Source organism: Paenibacillus sp. FSL H7-0737 (genome assembly GCF_000758545.1).
Taxonomy (GTDB): Bacteria; Bacillota; Bacilli; order Paenibacillales; family Paenibacillaceae; genus Paenibacillus_AQ.
Genome location: NZ_CP009279.1, coordinates 558,811 through 574,899, shown reverse-complemented (window position 1 = coordinate 574,899; position 16,089 = coordinate 558,811). Strand labels below are relative to the sequence as shown.

Sequence of the window (16,089 nt, the reverse complement as noted above, 5' to 3'; positions counted from 1 at the left end):
TCGGGCCTTATCGTTATATTGTATCATATTCCGGTCCAACTTCCACCTTTCCTTGTAAAATGTGCTAATTGGAAAATTTTTATTTTTTTACAATGTTCTTCGTAAGTCATATTGCTCGTGTCGGGTTAAAATACAATATGCTCTATAGCAGGCCACACCTAGCACATACCACAGCAAGAAAAGGAGATCATTATGGGCCAACCTACACCATTACTGACTTCATCTTATAACGTAGTTCCCGCGATGACTACCGCGCTACCCGAGGAAACTGCAACGCGCCGTGAGGGTCTTGAACAAGCTGATTATGCTATTCAGAAAGAATATCCAAAGATGCATAGTATGCTTATCGCTCGCCATGGCAAGCTCATCTTTGAACGTTATTACGGCAACCATCATGCCGGGGCATTAAATGATCTTCGATCTGCGACTAAAAGCTTTATCAGCGCAATTACCGGAATCGCTATCGATCGGGGAGATATCCCTGATATCGATGTCTTGGTTTCCAAGGTACTTCGTAAGCATGTTCCATACCTGCACTCCCCTCATTTATCAAAAATCACTCTCCGTCATCTGCTTACCATGACTTCCGGATTTAGCTGGATCACGGGCAAGAAGCTGGGGGAGCCTTTCGTCCGGAATCTCCATCGTAGTCGCCGCTGGGGTTCCTTTGCTCTTAGTATGAACATAATTCCGGAACATATCGGTCAATTTCAATACCGTAGTATCGACACCCATCTGATTTCGATGATCCTTAGTGAATCCACAGGTCTTGATGCATTCACCTATGCTGCTGAGCATTTATTTAGCCCTCTCCGAATGACTCACACGGCTTGGTTACCGAGTCCCGAAGGACATAGTATGGGACATATTGGTCTGTACTTAAACTCAAGAGATATGGCTAAATTTGGTATATGTCTGCTTAATAACGGCGTATTTGCAAAACAGCAGATCATTCCGAAGCATTGGCTGCAAGAAGCACTAACTGCACAGACTACGGGATACCCGGCTTTTGGAGATTACGGATATCAGTTCTGGGTAGGTACGATGAGCGGCCAACCCTACAAGCTTGCCCACGGTCATGGCGGACAGCAAATCCTTCTCCTACCCAAGTTAGATACGGTAGTGGTCTTTACAGCAGAGAGTAAGACAAACAATTGGAAGAACCCCCGCAAGCTGTTGGAAAAGTATATTATACCCACAATGAGCTAAACATACTTTTTCCTGACAAGTCATAGGCTTTTAAGGAAGAAGGAGTAGCGAACTAACCCCCTTCTTCTCCAAGTAGAAGGAGAGTGAGCCCTTTGTCCCCTTTCAAATCATCCACCGGATTGCCCGATAATATTGCGGGCGCGCTGTGCTATTTTTTCCCTTTTATCGGCGGTGTTTTCTTTCTCGCTCTGGAGAAACGCAACCGCTTCGTGCTGTTCCACGCGTTGCAATCACTGCTTACGTTCGGCGTGCTGATGATTCTCCATGTCCTAACCGGATTTATCCCTTTTCTAGGTTCCCTGTTGAGTGCAATCCTCTCTCTTTGCAGCTTTGCTATATGGCTGCTTATGATCTATCAAGCTTTAAGCAGCAGATGGTATAAGCTCCCTTGGGTTGGGGATATCGCAGAAAGTCAGATTCGGCATCTATAAACACCGCTGAACTAACACCTCTTATCGCTGAAAAGTATTCCCTTTTGCCCATCCACTCCTTACAATGGAAAGACGGGCATCAACGGAATTCTACAGGCTGGAGGAATTTAAATGTATCTATTCATCATAAACCCGCGTTCCGGCGGGGGCGCAGGCGGGCGGACCTGGCATACTGTAGAGGCGCTCATGAAAGAGCGGATGCTGCCATATATGACCTTGTTTACGCATAGCGCAGAGGGTACAGAAGCTCTCGTTCTAAATACACTTAAACACCGTGAGGACTGGAAAGCCGCGATTGTAATCGGCGGCGATGGCACGCTGCACAGCATTTTGGGCGCCCTTCGTGGCAAAGATATTCCTATGGCAATCATCCCTGCCGGCTCCGGTAACGACTCCGCACGCGGCTTCGGCATTCCGCTTTCGACTGAAGCCGCGCTGGAAGCTGCACTTAGCGAACGGTATATCGAAGCCGATCTGATCTCAGGCGCAAACGGACTGACTTTAACAGCCGTTGCCAACGGCTTTGATGCTCAGGTGGCCGAGAATGTGAATGCCAGCCGTTACAAACGGCTGTGCAATGCCATTGGCGCAGGCCAACTGGCTTATATCATCGGCATATTGCATACGCTGATGACGTTTAAGCCATGCCGGGTGAGTGTTGCGTGCGACGGGACGGAGCACGTCTTTGAGAAGGCATGGCTGGTCTCGGTCTGCAACCTGCCCAGCTACGGCGGCGGGCTCTTGATCTGCCCGCAGGCGAAGGCCGATGACGGCCAGCTCGACGTCTGCGTCGTGCACGGGTGCAGCCGCGGGCAGCTGCTGCGGCTGTTCCCAACAGTACTGAAGGGCAAGCATGTAGCGTTGCCCTTCGTGTCGATGCTGCGTGGACGTAGCGTAGCCGTCAACTTCGCAGAGGCCCGGCCGGCGATCGGCGATGGCGAGAGCTTCGGCAAAGGGCCGCTTGCCGTGCGCTGCGAGTCAGGGGCGCTGCGGGTGCTCTCGCCGCTGGCGGCGGTTAGCGCGCAGCGCCACGCCGATCCTGCAGCGGCATGCGGTAGCAACGGGTAATCCATACCCGTGCATCACAAAAAAAACAGCAAGAGACAGGCTTATAAACCTGTCTCTTGCTGTTTTGTGTTAACTTCATCCGAATCTACACCAAAGAGTCTTAGCTAAGTAGCCCTTCCTCTTCTTCCACGAAAGAGATTCTTCCGTCCTCCAGTGAAGCGATTCGCACGAGTGATTCTACCCGGTAACCAGCTTCCTGCAGTAACCGATTTCCTGGCTGGAACGCTTTTTCGATCACGATACCAATCCCAACCACACTTCCTCCTGCCTGCTCAACAATACGAGCAAGTCCGAAGGCGGCTTCGCCATTCGCCAAGAAATCATCGACAATCAGAACTCGCTCACCCGGAGCAATGAACTTCTTGGAAACGGTAATTTCATTCGTTTCTTTCTTCGTGAAGGAGTAAACCTTTTCTACATAAATATCCTCTGTCAGCGTCAACGATTTCTGCTTACGGGCAAAAATCAGCGGAACCTCCAGCTCTAATGCCGTCATAATCCCCGGAGCAATTCCCGAAGATTCAATCGTCAGTACCTTCGTAATCTCTTCGCCGGAAAAACGGCGGGTAAACTCACGGCCAACCTCACGCATTAGAAAGGGGTCCATCTGATGATTCAGAAAAGAATCTACCTTGAGCACGCCTTGCCCGAGTACAATACCTTCTTTTAACACCTTTTGTCTCAACAGCTCCATTGTGCTCCTCCTTCTCCCATCAATGAATCCTTTCTCCCCACTTTATAGACCTGTCGGTTTTTGTGGCAATAAATTTCCAACGATAGATTTTAAATTATGGTCATCCTTGCTCTTTTCTTGCCCATTATCATAACCCGTAATTCGGATCTCCACGAAATCGCCCGGATTTACCGGTTTAAAGATCAATTTCTCGCGGTCTTCCAGTCTCACGTTAAATTTCATGTCCTTGAACATTTCAACTAGCTCTGCTTCTCCGGGACTTGCTCCTTTATCCAGAAACAGCAGTCCACGCAATTTTTTAGGACCATCCTCATGCACCACTTCAAAATGTACGATACATTCCATGCTTTTCACCTCCCTGTAATAGCTACTGCGCCTGTTCTTCCCCATCATCGCCTGGATCATGCATCACATATTTGCTGTGAATTTTGCTGTAACGCTCACCATAACGTTCTTCTAATTCTGCGCCCATATCCTGCTCCAGCTCGAACAGCACCATTTCCTGTGCAAAATGATTCAATAGCAGATCTACTAACACCGGGTGCTCGGTTACAACCGCTTGCGCCGATCCATCTTCATAGCGCATCCCGAGCATACACCAGCTCCGATCGATTACGAATGAGAACTTCCGTCCATCTGTTCGCTGAGAATCTCTTCCGAGAGGCGGCCATACCGGATAGGCGGCAGGAGCAGCATTGCCACCATCAAACGCCCACAAGAGTCTAACGCCACGCAACTCCGCCTGTTCAAGTTCACTCCGTAGAAGTGACGCTTCCTCACGCCACATATCCACTACGATCTCTTGCTCAGCCATATTAAGTTGGCGAATAAGAGCGCCCAATACATTGCGGTCACCTTCCACATTATAAAACGAAGGGCTAACAGGTCCACCGCGAGGCATCTCACTTTCCATATAAGCCAGTGAAGCTTGAACCCGTCCCGAGATCATGGTCGCAAGCTCCTCTGGATTGAGAACACTGTACCGCGCAGGTTCTCCTTCACCACATCGTACATATCCCTGCTGCGTAAGGCGTTGTAACGCCGCATACACATTCGATCTTGAAACTCCGAGCTGTTTGGCAACCTCATAGCCAGAAGCCTGACCTTTTGTCGCAAGCTCTACCATAATTTTGGACTCCATCTCTGTGAAGCCCAGATTGCGCAGATGCAGCAGCAGCTGTTCCATCTTGTTGTCCCCCTAAGCTGACTGAAATCCGTTCTATATTTGCTCTGACCCACATCGCGGGCACCATAAGGAGCCCTTAGGTAATTCGTTCCGACAGATTTGGCACTGGATCATATCTCGTACACCATGGTCCTCAGTGACCGTAGATTCCTCCTGGTGCTCATTCTTGTGCCATTCGCCGAAGCGACGGTCTAGTTCAAGCTGTCTTTTTCTTTCCCGTTCCAGCTGCTCGGCTTGTTTACGTTCCCGCTCAATATCTTGCTCGCTCACCTTATATTCTTCAAGTGGCAGCTCATCATCCGGATGCTGAACTTCAGCATATACGACACTCTGCGGGTGCAGCTTCATTGCAATTTCCTTCTCTTCATCCGTAAGCTCATCTGCACCATAATATTGATCTTCGTCATCTTCATTCACAGATTGAACAAATACCGGTGTAGAAGGCACCCTTCTCGAAGCGGACAATGGCTCCAGCTTACTTCCGCATTTCGGACAAAAGTTTGCATCAAGCGCCACAATATGACCACATGAACATAACCGCTCATTTTTCAGCTCAGCAATTCGTGTCCGCAGGACTTCGATTTTTTCCTGAAGTTTGGAACAGTTACGGGACAGCTCCACCATTTTACCTTCAGCTACCGACATATCCTTTGAACGATATCCTTCATAAAAAAGTCTGCCCATTTTCGTAAATTCAACTTCCATCTCTTGTTCAACGTCGGAAATAAGTCCGTTCAGCTTGCCGATCTCTACTGAGTTTTGGGCTTTTTCGGTAACCCGGCTCGCGCTATCTTTAATTTTTTTGATAAAACTCATTACAGTTCCTCCCTCTCCAGCGATACGTGTTTCTATCATACCAAATGTATCGAGTAGATTCATTAATGTGCTTTAATACGCGATTTAGAGGAGAATGTTCCTATAAAATCCATACTAATTGATTTAAGCCACTTCCCTCTTACACTTATGGGTTATATTTCCTAATTTTGAATGTAATTTTGCGTCAGGGGTTCTACATCGGTTAAAATAGAATTATCACAAATAACGAAATCGGGAGAGTTTCAGTGGAAGAACATGAGAGCACACAGCTTACGCTTAGTCAGCTACAGGTACACGTAAAGGATCTGCAACAGTGGCAAGGTAACAGCAACGAGGATTTCGCCAAACTGGTTAACGAGTTCGAAGCCTTACCGGCACTCTATCGCCACGCGTTAAATGATCTTCAGAATAAAATTGATGTGATCAAGACGGAATGGCAATCCCGCGACGGCTTCAGTCCCATCGAACATGTCAAATGCCGGATCAAAGAACCAAAGAGCATTCTTCAAAAGATGGAGCGCAAAGGCTACGGCTTCAGCTTGGAAAATATGGAGCAATACATTCACGATATTGCCGGAATGCGGATTGTATGTGCCTTCGTTAAAGATATATACCGTTTAGTAGATCATCTTAGTACACGCGAAGACATCCGCGTGCTTGAGATTAAAGATTATATAGCTCATCCTAAACCAAACGGATATCAAAGCCTTCATCTTATAGTCGGTATCCCACTCGTCCTGCTGGAAGGAACACGCTGGGTCAAGGCTGAGATCCAGCTGCGCACCCTAGCTATGGACTTTTGGGCAAGCATGGAACATATTCTGTATTATAAATTCGATAAGCAGTTGCCTTCGCATGTCGCTGAGGAACTGAAAGAAGCCGCGCGCGCCGCTGATGAACTAGATCAAAAAATGCTTCGTCTTCGCCGCGAAATTCTAGAGCTTTCAGAAGGAGAATTGCCTCCTGCTGGTCAGCATTAGAATAACTAACCAGATACTCTGTTAGATAATTAGGCAAAACAAGAGGCTGTTTCAAGAGTAGCATTCACTACTTTTGAGACAGCCTCTTTCGTATTTTCACTTACCGCTTAATCAGACCCTTATTCGCCCGACGTGCAGACGCTTCTGCAACCCGCTGCATAATCAAAGTTAATCCCTCAATGGCTTTAGGTGTCTGCGGTAGCAACGTTCCCCAGTCTTCTGTAACTTCAGCTACTACTACCGGCGAAGGAAACGGTCTAGCCGCAATCTCATGGAACTGTGGCCCAGGCTGATGTAGCGAACCTTCAGCAGCCGCTTCTGCCAACCATTCGCCAGAGGAAATGGCCGGACCCTTGCGTTCAAGCCGAGCCAATTCTGTAGAAAGTTCACTAACCGAGACCTCTTCTTCCTCTGTTTCAGCTTCGTCGCTAGAAATATCCCCTTCAGCCCAAAGGGCAAAAATTCCGTCCAAGAGCTCTCCTTTAGTAAATCCTCTCAGCGAAAGTGCCAGCAGTGGCTCTTCAGCAAGACGTTCTTTAATAAGCTTCAAAGTTTCCGCCTTATGCTCCAAACCCTCACCCTCAAAAAGGGCTTGCTCCAGTTCACTATCCGTAGGTAGAAGCTCAAGTTCTGCCAGTTCACCCGTCAAACGTCCTTGCAGCAGGGAAAATACTTCCCCGGGACTTAGTGCCAGACTTCGTAATATTTCTTTTCTTCGGGAAGCATGCCATACCGGAACCTTCAGAGAGAGAGGTCGATCCGCTTGTTGTTCCTGAGCAGGCGCACTGGCGTTCAATTCACCCTTCGACCGAGACCCTCCCGTCACTTTCCCAGGTAGCACCGTCCATGCTGCTTTTACTAATCCAGGCACAACTTCCAGCCGCATCTCTAACCGTTCACTCATTGTTCGATCCCTCCGTAACACTCATATCTGTCTTACATCCAGTCCTGATCCTGCAGTTCAATAAGTTCCTTCAGCTCATGATTGGACATCTCAGTCAACCATGTTTCGCCAGAGCCAACAACCTGCTCGGAAAGATTTTTCTTACGCTCAATCAATTCATCAATACGTTCTTCCAACGTTCCTTGGCAAATCAACTTATGCACTTGAACATTTTTATCCTGACCAATTCGGAATGCCCGGTCTGTCGCCTGATTCTCAACTGCCGGATTCCACCAACGGTCATAATGGATGACATGATTAGCTCTTGTAAGGTTCAACCCTACACCACCCGCTTTTAAAGAAAGTACGAAGAAGGATGGGCCTTTTCCCTCTTGAAAATCATGAACCATCTCGTCGCGCTCGCGTTTTGGAATTCCGCCGTGCAAGAACAGCGGCGCTGTTCCATAACGCTTAGTCAGCTTGCTAACCAAGAGCTCACCCATCGCTACATATTGAGTAAAGATCAACACAGATTCTCCGACCTCCGCAATGCTATCCAGAATCTCGAACATGACTTCCATTTTACCGGAATGCTCACTTCGCGGACCCCTGCCTTCTTCTTTGCGGAATAGCTGAGGATGATTACAAATCTGCTTCAATTTCGTTAGAGAAGACAGCACGAGTCCTCTGCGAGCCATCCCGCTACTCTCTCCAATCACGCCAAGCATTTCATCCACGACACCCTGATATAGGACTGCCTGTGTTTCCGTCAGCGGACAATAAGACTTCAGCTCCAGCTTCTCCGGTAAATCTTTAGAGATATCCGGATCACTTTTCAAGCGGCGCAACAAGAATGGAGATACCAAGCGATGCAATTCCCTTAGTCGTTCTCCACCCTCTCCAGATACATAACGCTGCCGGAAGGAATGGTAGGTTCCTAGATAACCCGGGTTTAAAAAGTGAAAAATAGACCATAACTCACCTAGTCTGTTCTCTACTGGTGTCCCCGTCATAGCTATGCGATGCGGCGCTGATAGCTTCATCACACTTTGCGCCTGTTTCGTCCGATGATTCTTAATATACTGAGCTTCATCCAGCACCACAGTGGACCACTGAACATTCGCTAAATCCTCGCTGTCACGACCTGCTAAATGATAGGTCGTCAATACAATATCATGACTGGCAGCCAGTTCTAAAAAGCTATCTCCCCGCACTCGGCGTCCACCATGATGAATGTGAACTTTAAGCGAAGGCGCAAAGCGCTGCAATTCCCGCTGCCAGTTCCCCAAAAGTGAGGTTGGGCATAGAATCAGCACAGGCTCCTGCTTCTCTTCAGATGGAGCACTTAAAGCGCGGTCCAGTAGGCAGGTAATGACCTGCACCGTCTTACCGAGACCCATGTCATCGGCCAGACACACCCCAAATCCCAGACCACTGAGAATGGAGAGCCATTGATAGCCGCGCTCCTGATAAGGTCTCAGGGTGCCGTGCAGACCTTCAGGTACGGCACGCACTGGAAGATTACGCAATATGTCGCCCCGCATCAGCGATGACAATAGTCCGGATGTTTCCATCCCCGTGACCGACATCCCTTTCCAGAGCCGCTCTTCACCATCCTCAGCCTCTAGGCGCATCCAATCGGCTGCGGTCATTTCCCCATTTTCATGGCGTTTCATATATCTAAGAACCTGGCGAATTTCTTTAGGATCTACCTCAATCCATTCTCCGCGGAAACGTACAAAGGGTACGCCTGCCTCCACTAGTGCGTTTAGTTCTTCTTCACTGATTGTACTCTCCCCAAGTGAGGCTTCAATGCGAAATGAAATCAGCTCTTCCATCCCAAGAGCCACTGGAGCAGGACTATCAATCCCACTCACTACCGGCTGCATTTTCATCTTCATGCCAATCCGGCGGCGTCCCTCACGGCTCCAGCGCGATGGCATCTGCACGGTTATTCCACGCTCACGCAGCTGCTGCACCGTCTCCTTCAAAAAGAAATAAAGACGCTCTGGTTCCAAATCTGCTCCCGTAGGTGCAGGCATAGAAAGAGCGCGCTCTATGTCTGGAGAGATTCTTGCCGCTCGGCCCAGCGCTATAAGAAGCTGCTGCTGTATATTTCGATAGCGTTTCCCCCATAACGTAAACTCTCGTTCCTTACTGCTCCAAATCGATTTTGCCGGAATCCAGAATTCCCCTTCTTCCTTGTTCTCCGCCCAGAAGGTTAACCGCCAGATTTCTTCATTATCTCCAGGGGGCTCAAGACGTAGCCCAAGACCCAGCTGTCCACTCCGCGCTTCTTCAGGTTCCGATTGCGGCACATCGCTACCAGCTGTCTCATTCACAGTAGCCAGAAGATCTGTCACCTCTGCTTGCGTTCCCTGCACGGGTATATCCCGGCTGCCTGTAAGAAGACTATTCCACCACAGCTCAGTTAAAGGGGAGTAACCCCGGCGATAATTGGCTTTGTAAGGGGTAAGTTCACTTTCAATACCCGCAATCACTTTCTTTATCTCTGCAGTCATTACCGCCTGCATAAAGGAGTAAAGCACATAGGCGCCTGCCTCTTCCCTCGAAGATAAATCCCCCGCTTCAGCTATATGCGTCCCTAAGGCCAATACCGGCATGGACGACGCCAGCTGCAGAAAGATCTCCTTATCCTCCTGCTTTCGAAAAGCTGGAGACCAGCAGACCGTTGCTGCTTGTTCACCACCACGACGGCGTGAACCTACCGGACGTGGGGGCAAGGCTCCTGGCGTAACGCCGCCAGTACCCATCAATTCCAGCGCAAAGCGGGCTGCTGCCGCCCAATAGCGCAATTCGCCTCCAGGCTCTACTCCCTGATCTCGGCATAACGTCTCATCCCATGCCAGAAGCAGTTCAAATGCATCGCTAGGGACTAAGGCGAGCCCTTCGAATGTTCTTCCGGGCAATCCACGGCGTGCTGGCTTCCCCTCTACAGGAGGAGCCGGATATTTCACTTCTGCGAGTCGCAGAGCAGCACTCGCAAAAGGGCGAACTCCTCCCTGCAGCTCCAGCCGCTTCACCACTCGGGTCCAAGCGTCAACCTTCGGCTCCGAAGTTTCGCCAGAGAAGCAAAATAACACATCCCCCAACCATATTGCATAAAGATGCTTAGTCATCGGTGATCTCCTGTCTTTTAAGCAAGCAAAAAAAGAACCAGTCCGCCACCATCAGGTGGTAACTGCAACCTTTTTCGCGAGAAATAAATTTTGAAGCTATACAAGTAGAAGTAGTTTCTCCATCCTTTTAGAGATGAGATACACTCCTGTAAGAAATATAAGGATAAAGAACTAGGATAAAACTTATCTGCTCTTGAATCTTCATCTCTTCATCTTATACGAAAAAGCGCTGATTTAAAAACGTTTCTGCATATTTTCTGTAGATTTTTATACAAATAAAGTTGAAGTACGTAGAAACACTCATGAATTTGATTCATTTCAGCATATTTTTAATAAATGTTCTAGCCACTATCGTAAAATACCCTTCACCACTACCATACTATCCATGAACATTATGACTCGCTAGTCACTTCTTTTCTTGTTTATAGTCTTAATTGTACCGAAAGCGGGTATATTCTAAGTAAGCATCACCCTATTAAAAAGCTAGGGAGTGAATTCTTTGAGACGTTATAATCCTTATAAATGGTGGAATCTTCTGTTCTTTTTAGGTGTGATTATCGTGAATGTGCTCTCGGTCACCTTACCATTAGGCGGGCACAGCACTGGAGAAATCTCTGATAAATATCAGACCTACATCACACCTGCCGGTTACGCGTTTTCCATCTGGTCATTGATTTATCTACTGTTAGCCGGCTTCATTATTTATCAATTCCGCTCCTATACAGCCTCTAGAGATTCTGTGCGGGCGGTTCAGTTCTGGTTTGTTCTGAGCTGTATTTTTAATATGAGTTGGCTCTTCCTTTGGCAATACTTATACATTGAGCTCTCTCTGGTTGCTATGGTGCTGATGTTAATCACACTGATTGTCATTTACCGAAAAACACGTTTGATCGCTAATCCTACCTCAGGCGAGAAATGGCTGATGAAGCTACCCTTTAGTATATACCTTGGCTGGATCTCTGTGGCTACTATCGTGAACATCAGCGTTGTTCTAGAAAAGAATCATTGGGGAGGTTGGGGTCTTAGCGGTAGCACCTGGGGCGTTATCATGCTCTGCGTAGGAACTCTACTTGCAATTGTGGTCAGCTATCCTTACCGAGATAGCATTTATCCACTCGTATTCGTGTGGGCCTTCATTGCGATTGCCTTGGAACACAAAGAGACCAGCGATGTCTATTTAACCGGAATGATTACAGCAGGCCTCCTGCTTCTTTACAGCATCTGGTTATTGTTCAAACCCCGCCGTAGCAGGTATCGGAGATACAGAAGTTACTAATTCTAATATAAAAAAAGGCAGGCTAGGGTTATCCACCTTAGCCTGCCTTTTTGGTAAAATAATAAAAGTGCAAAGGATAACTCCTTATTTCTTACGAGCTACCGCTTCAATCTCAACAAGTCCGTCTTTAGGCAGACGCGCAACCTCAATAGCACTGCGGGCAGGATAAGGTTCTTTAAAGAAGGTGCTATAAACCTCATTAACGGCCGCGAAATCATTCATATCCTTTAAGAATACAGTTGTCTTTACTACATGGTCTAGTGTTGCACCAGCTTCCTCAAGAATCGCTTGTACATTGTTAAGCGCTTGACGCGCTTGTTCTTGTACACCCTCAACCAAATTACCCGTTTCCGGATTCAGACCAAGTTGTCCTGAAGTGTATACCCAGCTACCCGTGGTTATAGCTTGACTATAAGGACCGATTGCTCCGGGTGCTTTTGTTGTAGCTACTTGTTTTTTGCTCATCTTACTACCCCTCTCCATTATGCGCTGATCATTTATTGTCCATTGTAAGTCCTGTTCTCATCTTAATGCAAATTTATTAGAGACCCAGAAAGCTTAGCGTTTCCCAATCACATGTATCACTTCATTCGTATAAATATGTAATCCATGGGTATCCGCAGACGCAATGTTAACCATAGCTCTTGCGACTGTCGTACCAGGTATTGCACGATATTTAGCCGCCTTACCCACCATTACAAAATCCAGCGCTTTCATCAAACTGGCTCCGACTCTCTCCCCTAATCTGAATTCTTCACGTTGGCCCAGTAGCAAGGAGGGGCGAAATATATGCATACCTTGAAATCCAATAGCGGTTAAACCTTCTTCCGCTCTTCCCTTAGTCCGACTGTAGAAATTACGCGACTTCGCATTTGCCCCTATTGAAGAGACGGCCAAAAACTGTTTAACACCCTGTTCTCTCGCTATGGCTGCAGCATCAAGCGGATAGTGTAGATCGACTCGTTCAAACTTTTCTTGTGAACCCGCCTTTTTTATCGTAGTTCCTAAACAACAGAAGATGGAATGTACCCCTTCGAACGACTCTGTATAGTTTCTTAGGTTCTCCCAATCTACAACGATTTGTTTAAGCTTAGGATGTTCCATGGCTAACGGTGTCCGTACAAGCACCCTTACTTCTTCCCAGTTATCACGATTTAACAATTCCTCCGTAACCGCTTTGCCTACCAATCCGGTGGCACCTAATACCATCGCTATTCTTAACAAGGAATAACCCCCTTTTACTTCTATTCGTCCTTTAGAATACGACGACCTAGCAGAAACGCAAGTGCAATCATAAGCGTCCCTACCACTAGCTGCATACCGTATACCTGAGTCCATTGCGGCCAGTGCGCAATTTTTTCATAGAGCTGACCGCCAATAAGCGGACCAAAAAAGGATGATAACCCGGTAAGCGCCGCATATGTGGCCATATACATCGGCCGTTCTTTTTTCGGCGTGTCTCCAATAATAAAGTTAAAGGCCAGCTGGTTGAAACCGCCTACACCAACACCAAAAACGATATGGGCCGCAAATAAGACCACCAGCATCGGCATCACAGACAAGAGTCCCCACATCAATGAGGACAGTGCAATAATCGGCAAAGTAAAGAATAACAGTCGCTTATTGCTGTATTTCGCATTTAGATTGCCCCAAACGTAGAAGCTAGCCATCATAAACACGGTCTGGGACACATTAAGCAATGACAACGTTTCATAATTAATATGAAGTAACTGCAACATGACATAAGAGTATAGCGGAACCGTTAGGTTCTGCAACAACAGCCAAGCAGCCAGAAACAAGGTTGACTTCATAAATAATGTATCTTTAAGCGGTTTCTTAAACATGGGCAAAAATTTATGCTCTTCTGATTTCTCGAACGGTACATCCGGATAAAAAAAGAATACTACGACATTCGATATCGAGAAGATCCACACAACAATATATAGAATCAGAAAACCATGACCCCCGGGATAACGGTCCAGAATAATACCTCCGCCATACATAACCAAACTTCCAAGTGCATTCAGGACCGTGTTACGAATCCCAAAATAACGTCCACGTACCCGTGCGGGAACCAGATCACTAATCACAGAGCTCCACAACACACCACCAGCAGTATTGGCAATAAAAGCAGTAGTATATAAAGCAATAAATGCGATGACCCAATATTCTTTAGGAAAAATAAACGGGATTAGTCCCGTAGAACCCCAAAGTATCCTATGCAGACCGATAAAAGTAACCATAGCCCATTTGCGACTTGGCAGCTTCTGAATCAGAAAAGCTACCCCAATCTGTGCCACATTAACTAATGTAGTAAGCGCTAGCACAAATCCAATTTGACTAGAGGAGGCTCCTAAATATAGTAGAAATCCTGTTAGGAACTGCCCTTGCAGCAGTACCTGAAAAATAGTTGACGGCACACCTTCCAGCGTAGCTATACGCAAATTTCTGCGATGCACTGAAGGTTTACGAACACGTTTTGAAACCGTAACCTTATGCTTATTTTCCATGTTGTCCATAGAGGCGGTAACACTCCTTTGATGCGGCATTGGCTTCATTCTACTCCGCATCAATCTACTGTCAATACGCCAAATCACCAAATAATATTGGAGCTTTACTCACTATCCACTTCAAGGGGCAAATAAAGCGAAAATCGACTCCCCTTCTCTTCCTTACTCTCCAGAGAAATGAACCCGCCGAGCAATCTGGCCAAGTCATTACTAATAGAAAGTCCTAGTCCTGTTCCACCATATTTCCGGCTAGTCGTTCTGTCTGCCTGTTGAAAGGCTTCAAAGATCATGGCATGCTTCTCCGGTGCGATTCCTATGCCACTATCCTCCACATCAAATACAAGCCAATGTTGCACGGCATCCCCTTCCCCACCTTCCTGCTCGTGGATATGCAGCGATACGAAACCTGTCTTTGTAAATTTAAAAGCATTTGAGAGCAAATTACGCAAAATCTGCTGTACGCGATGTGGATCGGAATGAATCATTGGAGGGACATTCTCATCCATGGAGATATTAAAAGCCAGTCCTTTTTGTTTGGCCGTCACAGCGAACTGCATTGCCAGCAAATCTGGGATCTCGCTAACATTTAATTCTTCATTTATAATATCTAATCGACCTGCCTCCACCTTGGATAAATCCAGAATGTCGCTGATGATCATCAATAATTCATCACCCGAACGATGGATAATGGCTGCATACTCTCTTATTTCTGCTTCCGTAAGCAAATCATCATTTTCTTCAATTAATTGCGATAGATTAATGATGCTATTCAATGGAGTTCTAAGCTCATGTGACATATTGGCGAGAAATTCCGATTTGAATTGAGATGCCATCATTAACTGATTAGCACGCTCTTCAAGATCAAGCTTGTTCTTATGTAATTCTTCAGTCTGAGCAGACAACTGTTCGTTAGCATGCTGGATCTGCTCATTCCTTAGAAGACCGAGTTGAAAATCACGGATAATTAATGAGAACAAAATACTTAAAATTAGCCCCGCAGGGAACGTAATTGGCATAATCTCTCTTATGTACTCTTCCACAGGGATAACGCCTAACGCCATAATGTTTATGGCATTCATAAGATTAACGATTAGAATAACGATCAGACCTTGATTCACAATACTGAGGGTTGAGCGTCTGACCCAGTAGCTAAGCGCCGCGCAAATAACTCCCAAAATAAAAAGATTTAGCATTCCTGCAACTGCTGCCTCTGTCACTCCGAAAGTTAACCTTGTAAGCCCCGTCCCTATACCGATCAAAATAAGTGTGATGGGTCTAGGATACGCCAGCGTCGAGATGATTAAGGGTACAAACCGCAAATCAAAGATCACATGGTCGTCCAAATTATAACCAAAAAGAGTACTGATCCAACCAGCAAAGATCGCCAGGATCACCCAGCTCGCCTTTTTTATTCCTACACTTGCATTTGAAATGGTATGTTTATAGATCAGATTAGCCAAATAGGCCACGGCTATAAGAATTGCGGTATTCCCGAAAAATATTTTAAGATACCCCATAGTTTTGCTCCTGCCTGCACAAGATAAATTACAGATTTCATCTCACAATAATACCATAGCTTAACCTTCGCACACCTAATTGTTGCATAGGAAGAGCGCAAATCGTATACGATTTGCGCTCTTCCTATGCATTTTATATTTGGGTACTTAGAGTAAAAGCTATTTTGAATTAATCTCGGTAGGAACGTCCCCAGCTTTGATACTCTTTTTCCGCGTCTTCTTTCGAATGGCCATAACGCTCTTGTAGTTTACCTACCAACTTATCCTTTTCACCATCAATCACATCAAGATCGTCATCTGTAAGCTTGCCCCATTGCTTTTTGGCCTCGCCTTTGAGCTGTTTCCATTTTCCTTTAAACACATTGTTGTCCATTATATG

The 16,089-nt window shown here is 46.6% G+C and carries 16 protein-coding genes; 5 read left to right on the top strand and 11 right to left on the bottom strand.

The annotated features are described in order from the left end of the window. Positions 1-192 precede the first annotated feature (192 nt). From H70737_RS02565 to H70737_RS02555, 3 genes are all read left to right on the top strand, one after another. Positions 193-1,209, top strand: a complete 1,017-nt coding sequence (locus H70737_RS02565; RefSeq protein ID WP_042184532.1) for a serine hydrolase domain-containing protein — start codon at positions 193-195, stop codon at positions 1,207-1,209. A gap of 92 nt (positions 1,210-1,301) precedes the next feature. Then, positions 1,302-1,640: a DUF4870 domain-containing protein gene (locus H70737_RS02560; protein ID WP_042184531.1), complete on the top strand. Its 339-nt coding sequence runs from the start codon at positions 1,302-1,304 to the stop codon at positions 1,638-1,640. A gap of 111 nt (positions 1,641-1,751) precedes the next feature. Next, positions 1,752-2,708 carry a diacylglycerol/lipid kinase family protein gene (locus H70737_RS02555; RefSeq protein WP_042184529.1) on the top strand — a complete coding sequence of 319 codons (957 nt, stop codon included), beginning with the start codon at positions 1,752-1,754 and terminating at the stop codon, positions 2,706-2,708. A gap of 100 nt (positions 2,709-2,808) precedes the next feature. On the opposite strand, the gene H70737_RS02550 is transcribed toward H70737_RS02555, so the two are convergent. Genes H70737_RS02550 through H70737_RS02535 form a run of 4 tightly spaced genes read right to left on the bottom strand, consistent with a single transcriptional unit; the run spans position 2,809 to position 5,404 of the window. Then, positions 2,809-3,402 carry a xanthine phosphoribosyltransferase gene (locus H70737_RS02550; protein ID WP_042123794.1) on the bottom strand — a complete coding sequence of 198 codons (594 nt, stop codon included), beginning with the start codon at positions 3,400-3,402 and terminating at the stop codon, positions 2,809-2,811. A gap of 42 nt (positions 3,403-3,444) precedes the next feature. Continuing rightward, complete coding sequence (locus H70737_RS02545) at positions 3,445-3,747, bottom strand: hypothetical protein (RefSeq protein WP_042184527.1); 303 nt, start codon at positions 3,745-3,747, stop codon at positions 3,445-3,447. Between the two features lie 22 nt (positions 3,748-3,769). Further along, positions 3,770-4,588 (bottom strand): TrmB family transcriptional regulator, encoded by an 819-nt coding sequence (locus H70737_RS02540; RefSeq protein WP_042184525.1) that lies wholly within the window; start codon positions 4,586-4,588, stop codon positions 3,770-3,772. A gap of 33 nt (positions 4,589-4,621) precedes the next feature. Continuing rightward, positions 4,622-5,404, bottom strand: a complete 783-nt coding sequence (locus tag H70737_RS02535; RefSeq protein WP_042184523.1) for a zinc ribbon domain-containing protein — start codon at positions 5,402-5,404, stop codon at positions 4,622-4,624. Positions 5,405-5,709: 305 nt separating this feature from the next. On the opposite strand from H70737_RS02535, the gene H70737_RS02530 reads away from it, so the two are divergent. Then, positions 5,710-6,384 carry a GTP pyrophosphokinase gene (locus H70737_RS02530; protein WP_042193221.1) on the top strand — a complete coding sequence of 225 codons (675 nt, stop codon included), beginning with the start codon at positions 5,710-5,712 and terminating at the stop codon, positions 6,382-6,384. A 100-nt stretch (positions 6,385-6,484) separates the two neighbouring features. On the opposite strand, the gene H70737_RS29620 is transcribed toward H70737_RS02530, so the two are convergent. Together H70737_RS29620 and H70737_RS02520 are read right to left on the bottom strand one after the other, a co-directional pair. After that, positions 6,485-7,288, bottom strand: coding sequence for a hypothetical protein (locus tag H70737_RS29620; protein WP_052404136.1), 804 nt, complete (start codon positions 7,286-7,288; stop codon positions 6,485-6,487). 32 nt (positions 7,289-7,320) lie between these two features. Continuing rightward, positions 7,321-10,407 (bottom strand): DEAD/DEAH box helicase, encoded by a 3,087-nt coding sequence (locus H70737_RS02520; RefSeq protein ID WP_042184521.1) that lies wholly within the window; start codon positions 10,405-10,407, stop codon positions 7,321-7,323. A 499-nt stretch (positions 10,408-10,906) separates the two neighbouring features. Between H70737_RS02520 and H70737_RS02515 the strand changes: the two genes are divergently transcribed. Next, entirely contained in the window at positions 10,907-11,683 is a 777-nt protein-coding gene (locus tag H70737_RS02515; protein WP_042184519.1) for a TspO/MBR family protein, read from the top strand. A gap of 84 nt (positions 11,684-11,767) precedes the next feature. On the opposite strand, the gene H70737_RS02510 is transcribed toward H70737_RS02515, so the two are convergent. From H70737_RS02510 to H70737_RS02490, 5 genes are all read right to left on the bottom strand, one after another. Next, the gene (locus H70737_RS02510) at positions 11,768-12,148 is read right to left on the bottom strand and encodes a RidA family protein (RefSeq protein ID WP_042184517.1); all 381 of its coding nucleotides are present in this window, start codon (positions 12,146-12,148) and stop codon (positions 11,768-11,770) included. A gap of 93 nt (positions 12,149-12,241) precedes the next feature. After that, on the bottom strand, positions 12,242-12,907 hold the full coding sequence (locus tag H70737_RS02505) for an oxidoreductase (protein ID WP_156113044.1): 666 nt from the start codon (positions 12,905-12,907) through the stop codon (positions 12,242-12,244). Between the two features lie 20 nt (positions 12,908-12,927). Further along, the gene (locus tag H70737_RS02500; RefSeq protein ID WP_081382976.1) at positions 12,928-14,202 is read right to left on the bottom strand and encodes an MFS transporter; all 1,275 of its coding nucleotides are present in this window, start codon (positions 14,200-14,202) and stop codon (positions 12,928-12,930) included. A gap of 95 nt (positions 14,203-14,297) precedes the next feature. After that, positions 14,298-15,710 carry an ATP-binding protein gene (locus H70737_RS02495; RefSeq protein WP_042184515.1) on the bottom strand — a complete coding sequence of 471 codons (1,413 nt, stop codon included), beginning with the start codon at positions 15,708-15,710 and terminating at the stop codon, positions 14,298-14,300. 169 nt (positions 15,711-15,879) lie between these two features. Further along, a complete protein-coding gene (locus H70737_RS02490) occupies positions 15,880-16,083 on the bottom strand; it encodes a CsbD family protein (RefSeq protein WP_042184513.1) in 204 nt (67 codons plus the stop codon). Positions 16,084-16,089 lie beyond the last annotated feature (6 nt).

Bases quoted from the DNA above. Each gene is read 5' to 3' on its own strand.
- H70737_RS02565 (WP_042184532.1), top strand. From the start codon at position 193: ATGGGCCAACCTACACCATTACTGACTTCATCTTATAACGTAGTTCCC.
- H70737_RS02555 (WP_042184529.1), top strand. From the start codon at position 1,752: ATGTATCTATTCATCATAAACCCGCGTTCCGGCGGGGGCGCAGGCGGG.
- H70737_RS02550 (WP_042123794.1), bottom strand. From the start codon at position 3,402: ATGGAGCTGTTGAGACAAAAGGTGTTAAAAGAAGGTATTGTACTCGGG.
- H70737_RS02545 (WP_042184527.1), bottom strand. From the start codon at position 3,747: ATGGAATGTATCGTACATTTTGAAGTGGTGCATGAGGATGGTCCTAAA.
- H70737_RS02540 (WP_042184525.1), bottom strand. From the start codon at position 4,588: ATGGAACAGCTGCTGCTGCATCTGCGCAATCTGGGCTTCACAGAGATG.
- H70737_RS02535 (WP_042184523.1), bottom strand. From the start codon at position 5,404: ATGAGTTTTATCAAAAAAATTAAAGATAGCGCGAGCCGGGTTACCGAA.
- H70737_RS29620 (WP_052404136.1), bottom strand. From the start codon at position 7,288: ATGAGTGAACGGTTAGAGATGCGGCTGGAAGTTGTGCCTGGATTAGTA.
- H70737_RS02520 (WP_042184521.1), bottom strand. From the start codon at position 10,407: ATGACTAAGCATCTTTATGCAATATGGTTGGGGGATGTGTTATTTTGC.
- H70737_RS02510 (WP_042184517.1), bottom strand. From the start codon at position 12,148: ATGAGCAAAAAACAAGTAGCTACAACAAAAGCACCCGGAGCAATCGGT.
- H70737_RS02500 (WP_081382976.1), bottom strand. From the start codon at position 14,202: ATGGACAACATGGAAAATAAGCATAAGGTTACGGTTTCAAAACGTGTT.
- H70737_RS02495 (WP_042184515.1), bottom strand. From the start codon at position 15,710: ATGGGGTATCTTAAAATATTTTTCGGGAATACCGCAATTCTTATAGCC.
- H70737_RS02490 (WP_042184513.1), bottom strand. From the start codon at position 16,083: ATGGACAACAATGTGTTTAAAGGAAAATGGAAACAGCTCAAAGGCGAG.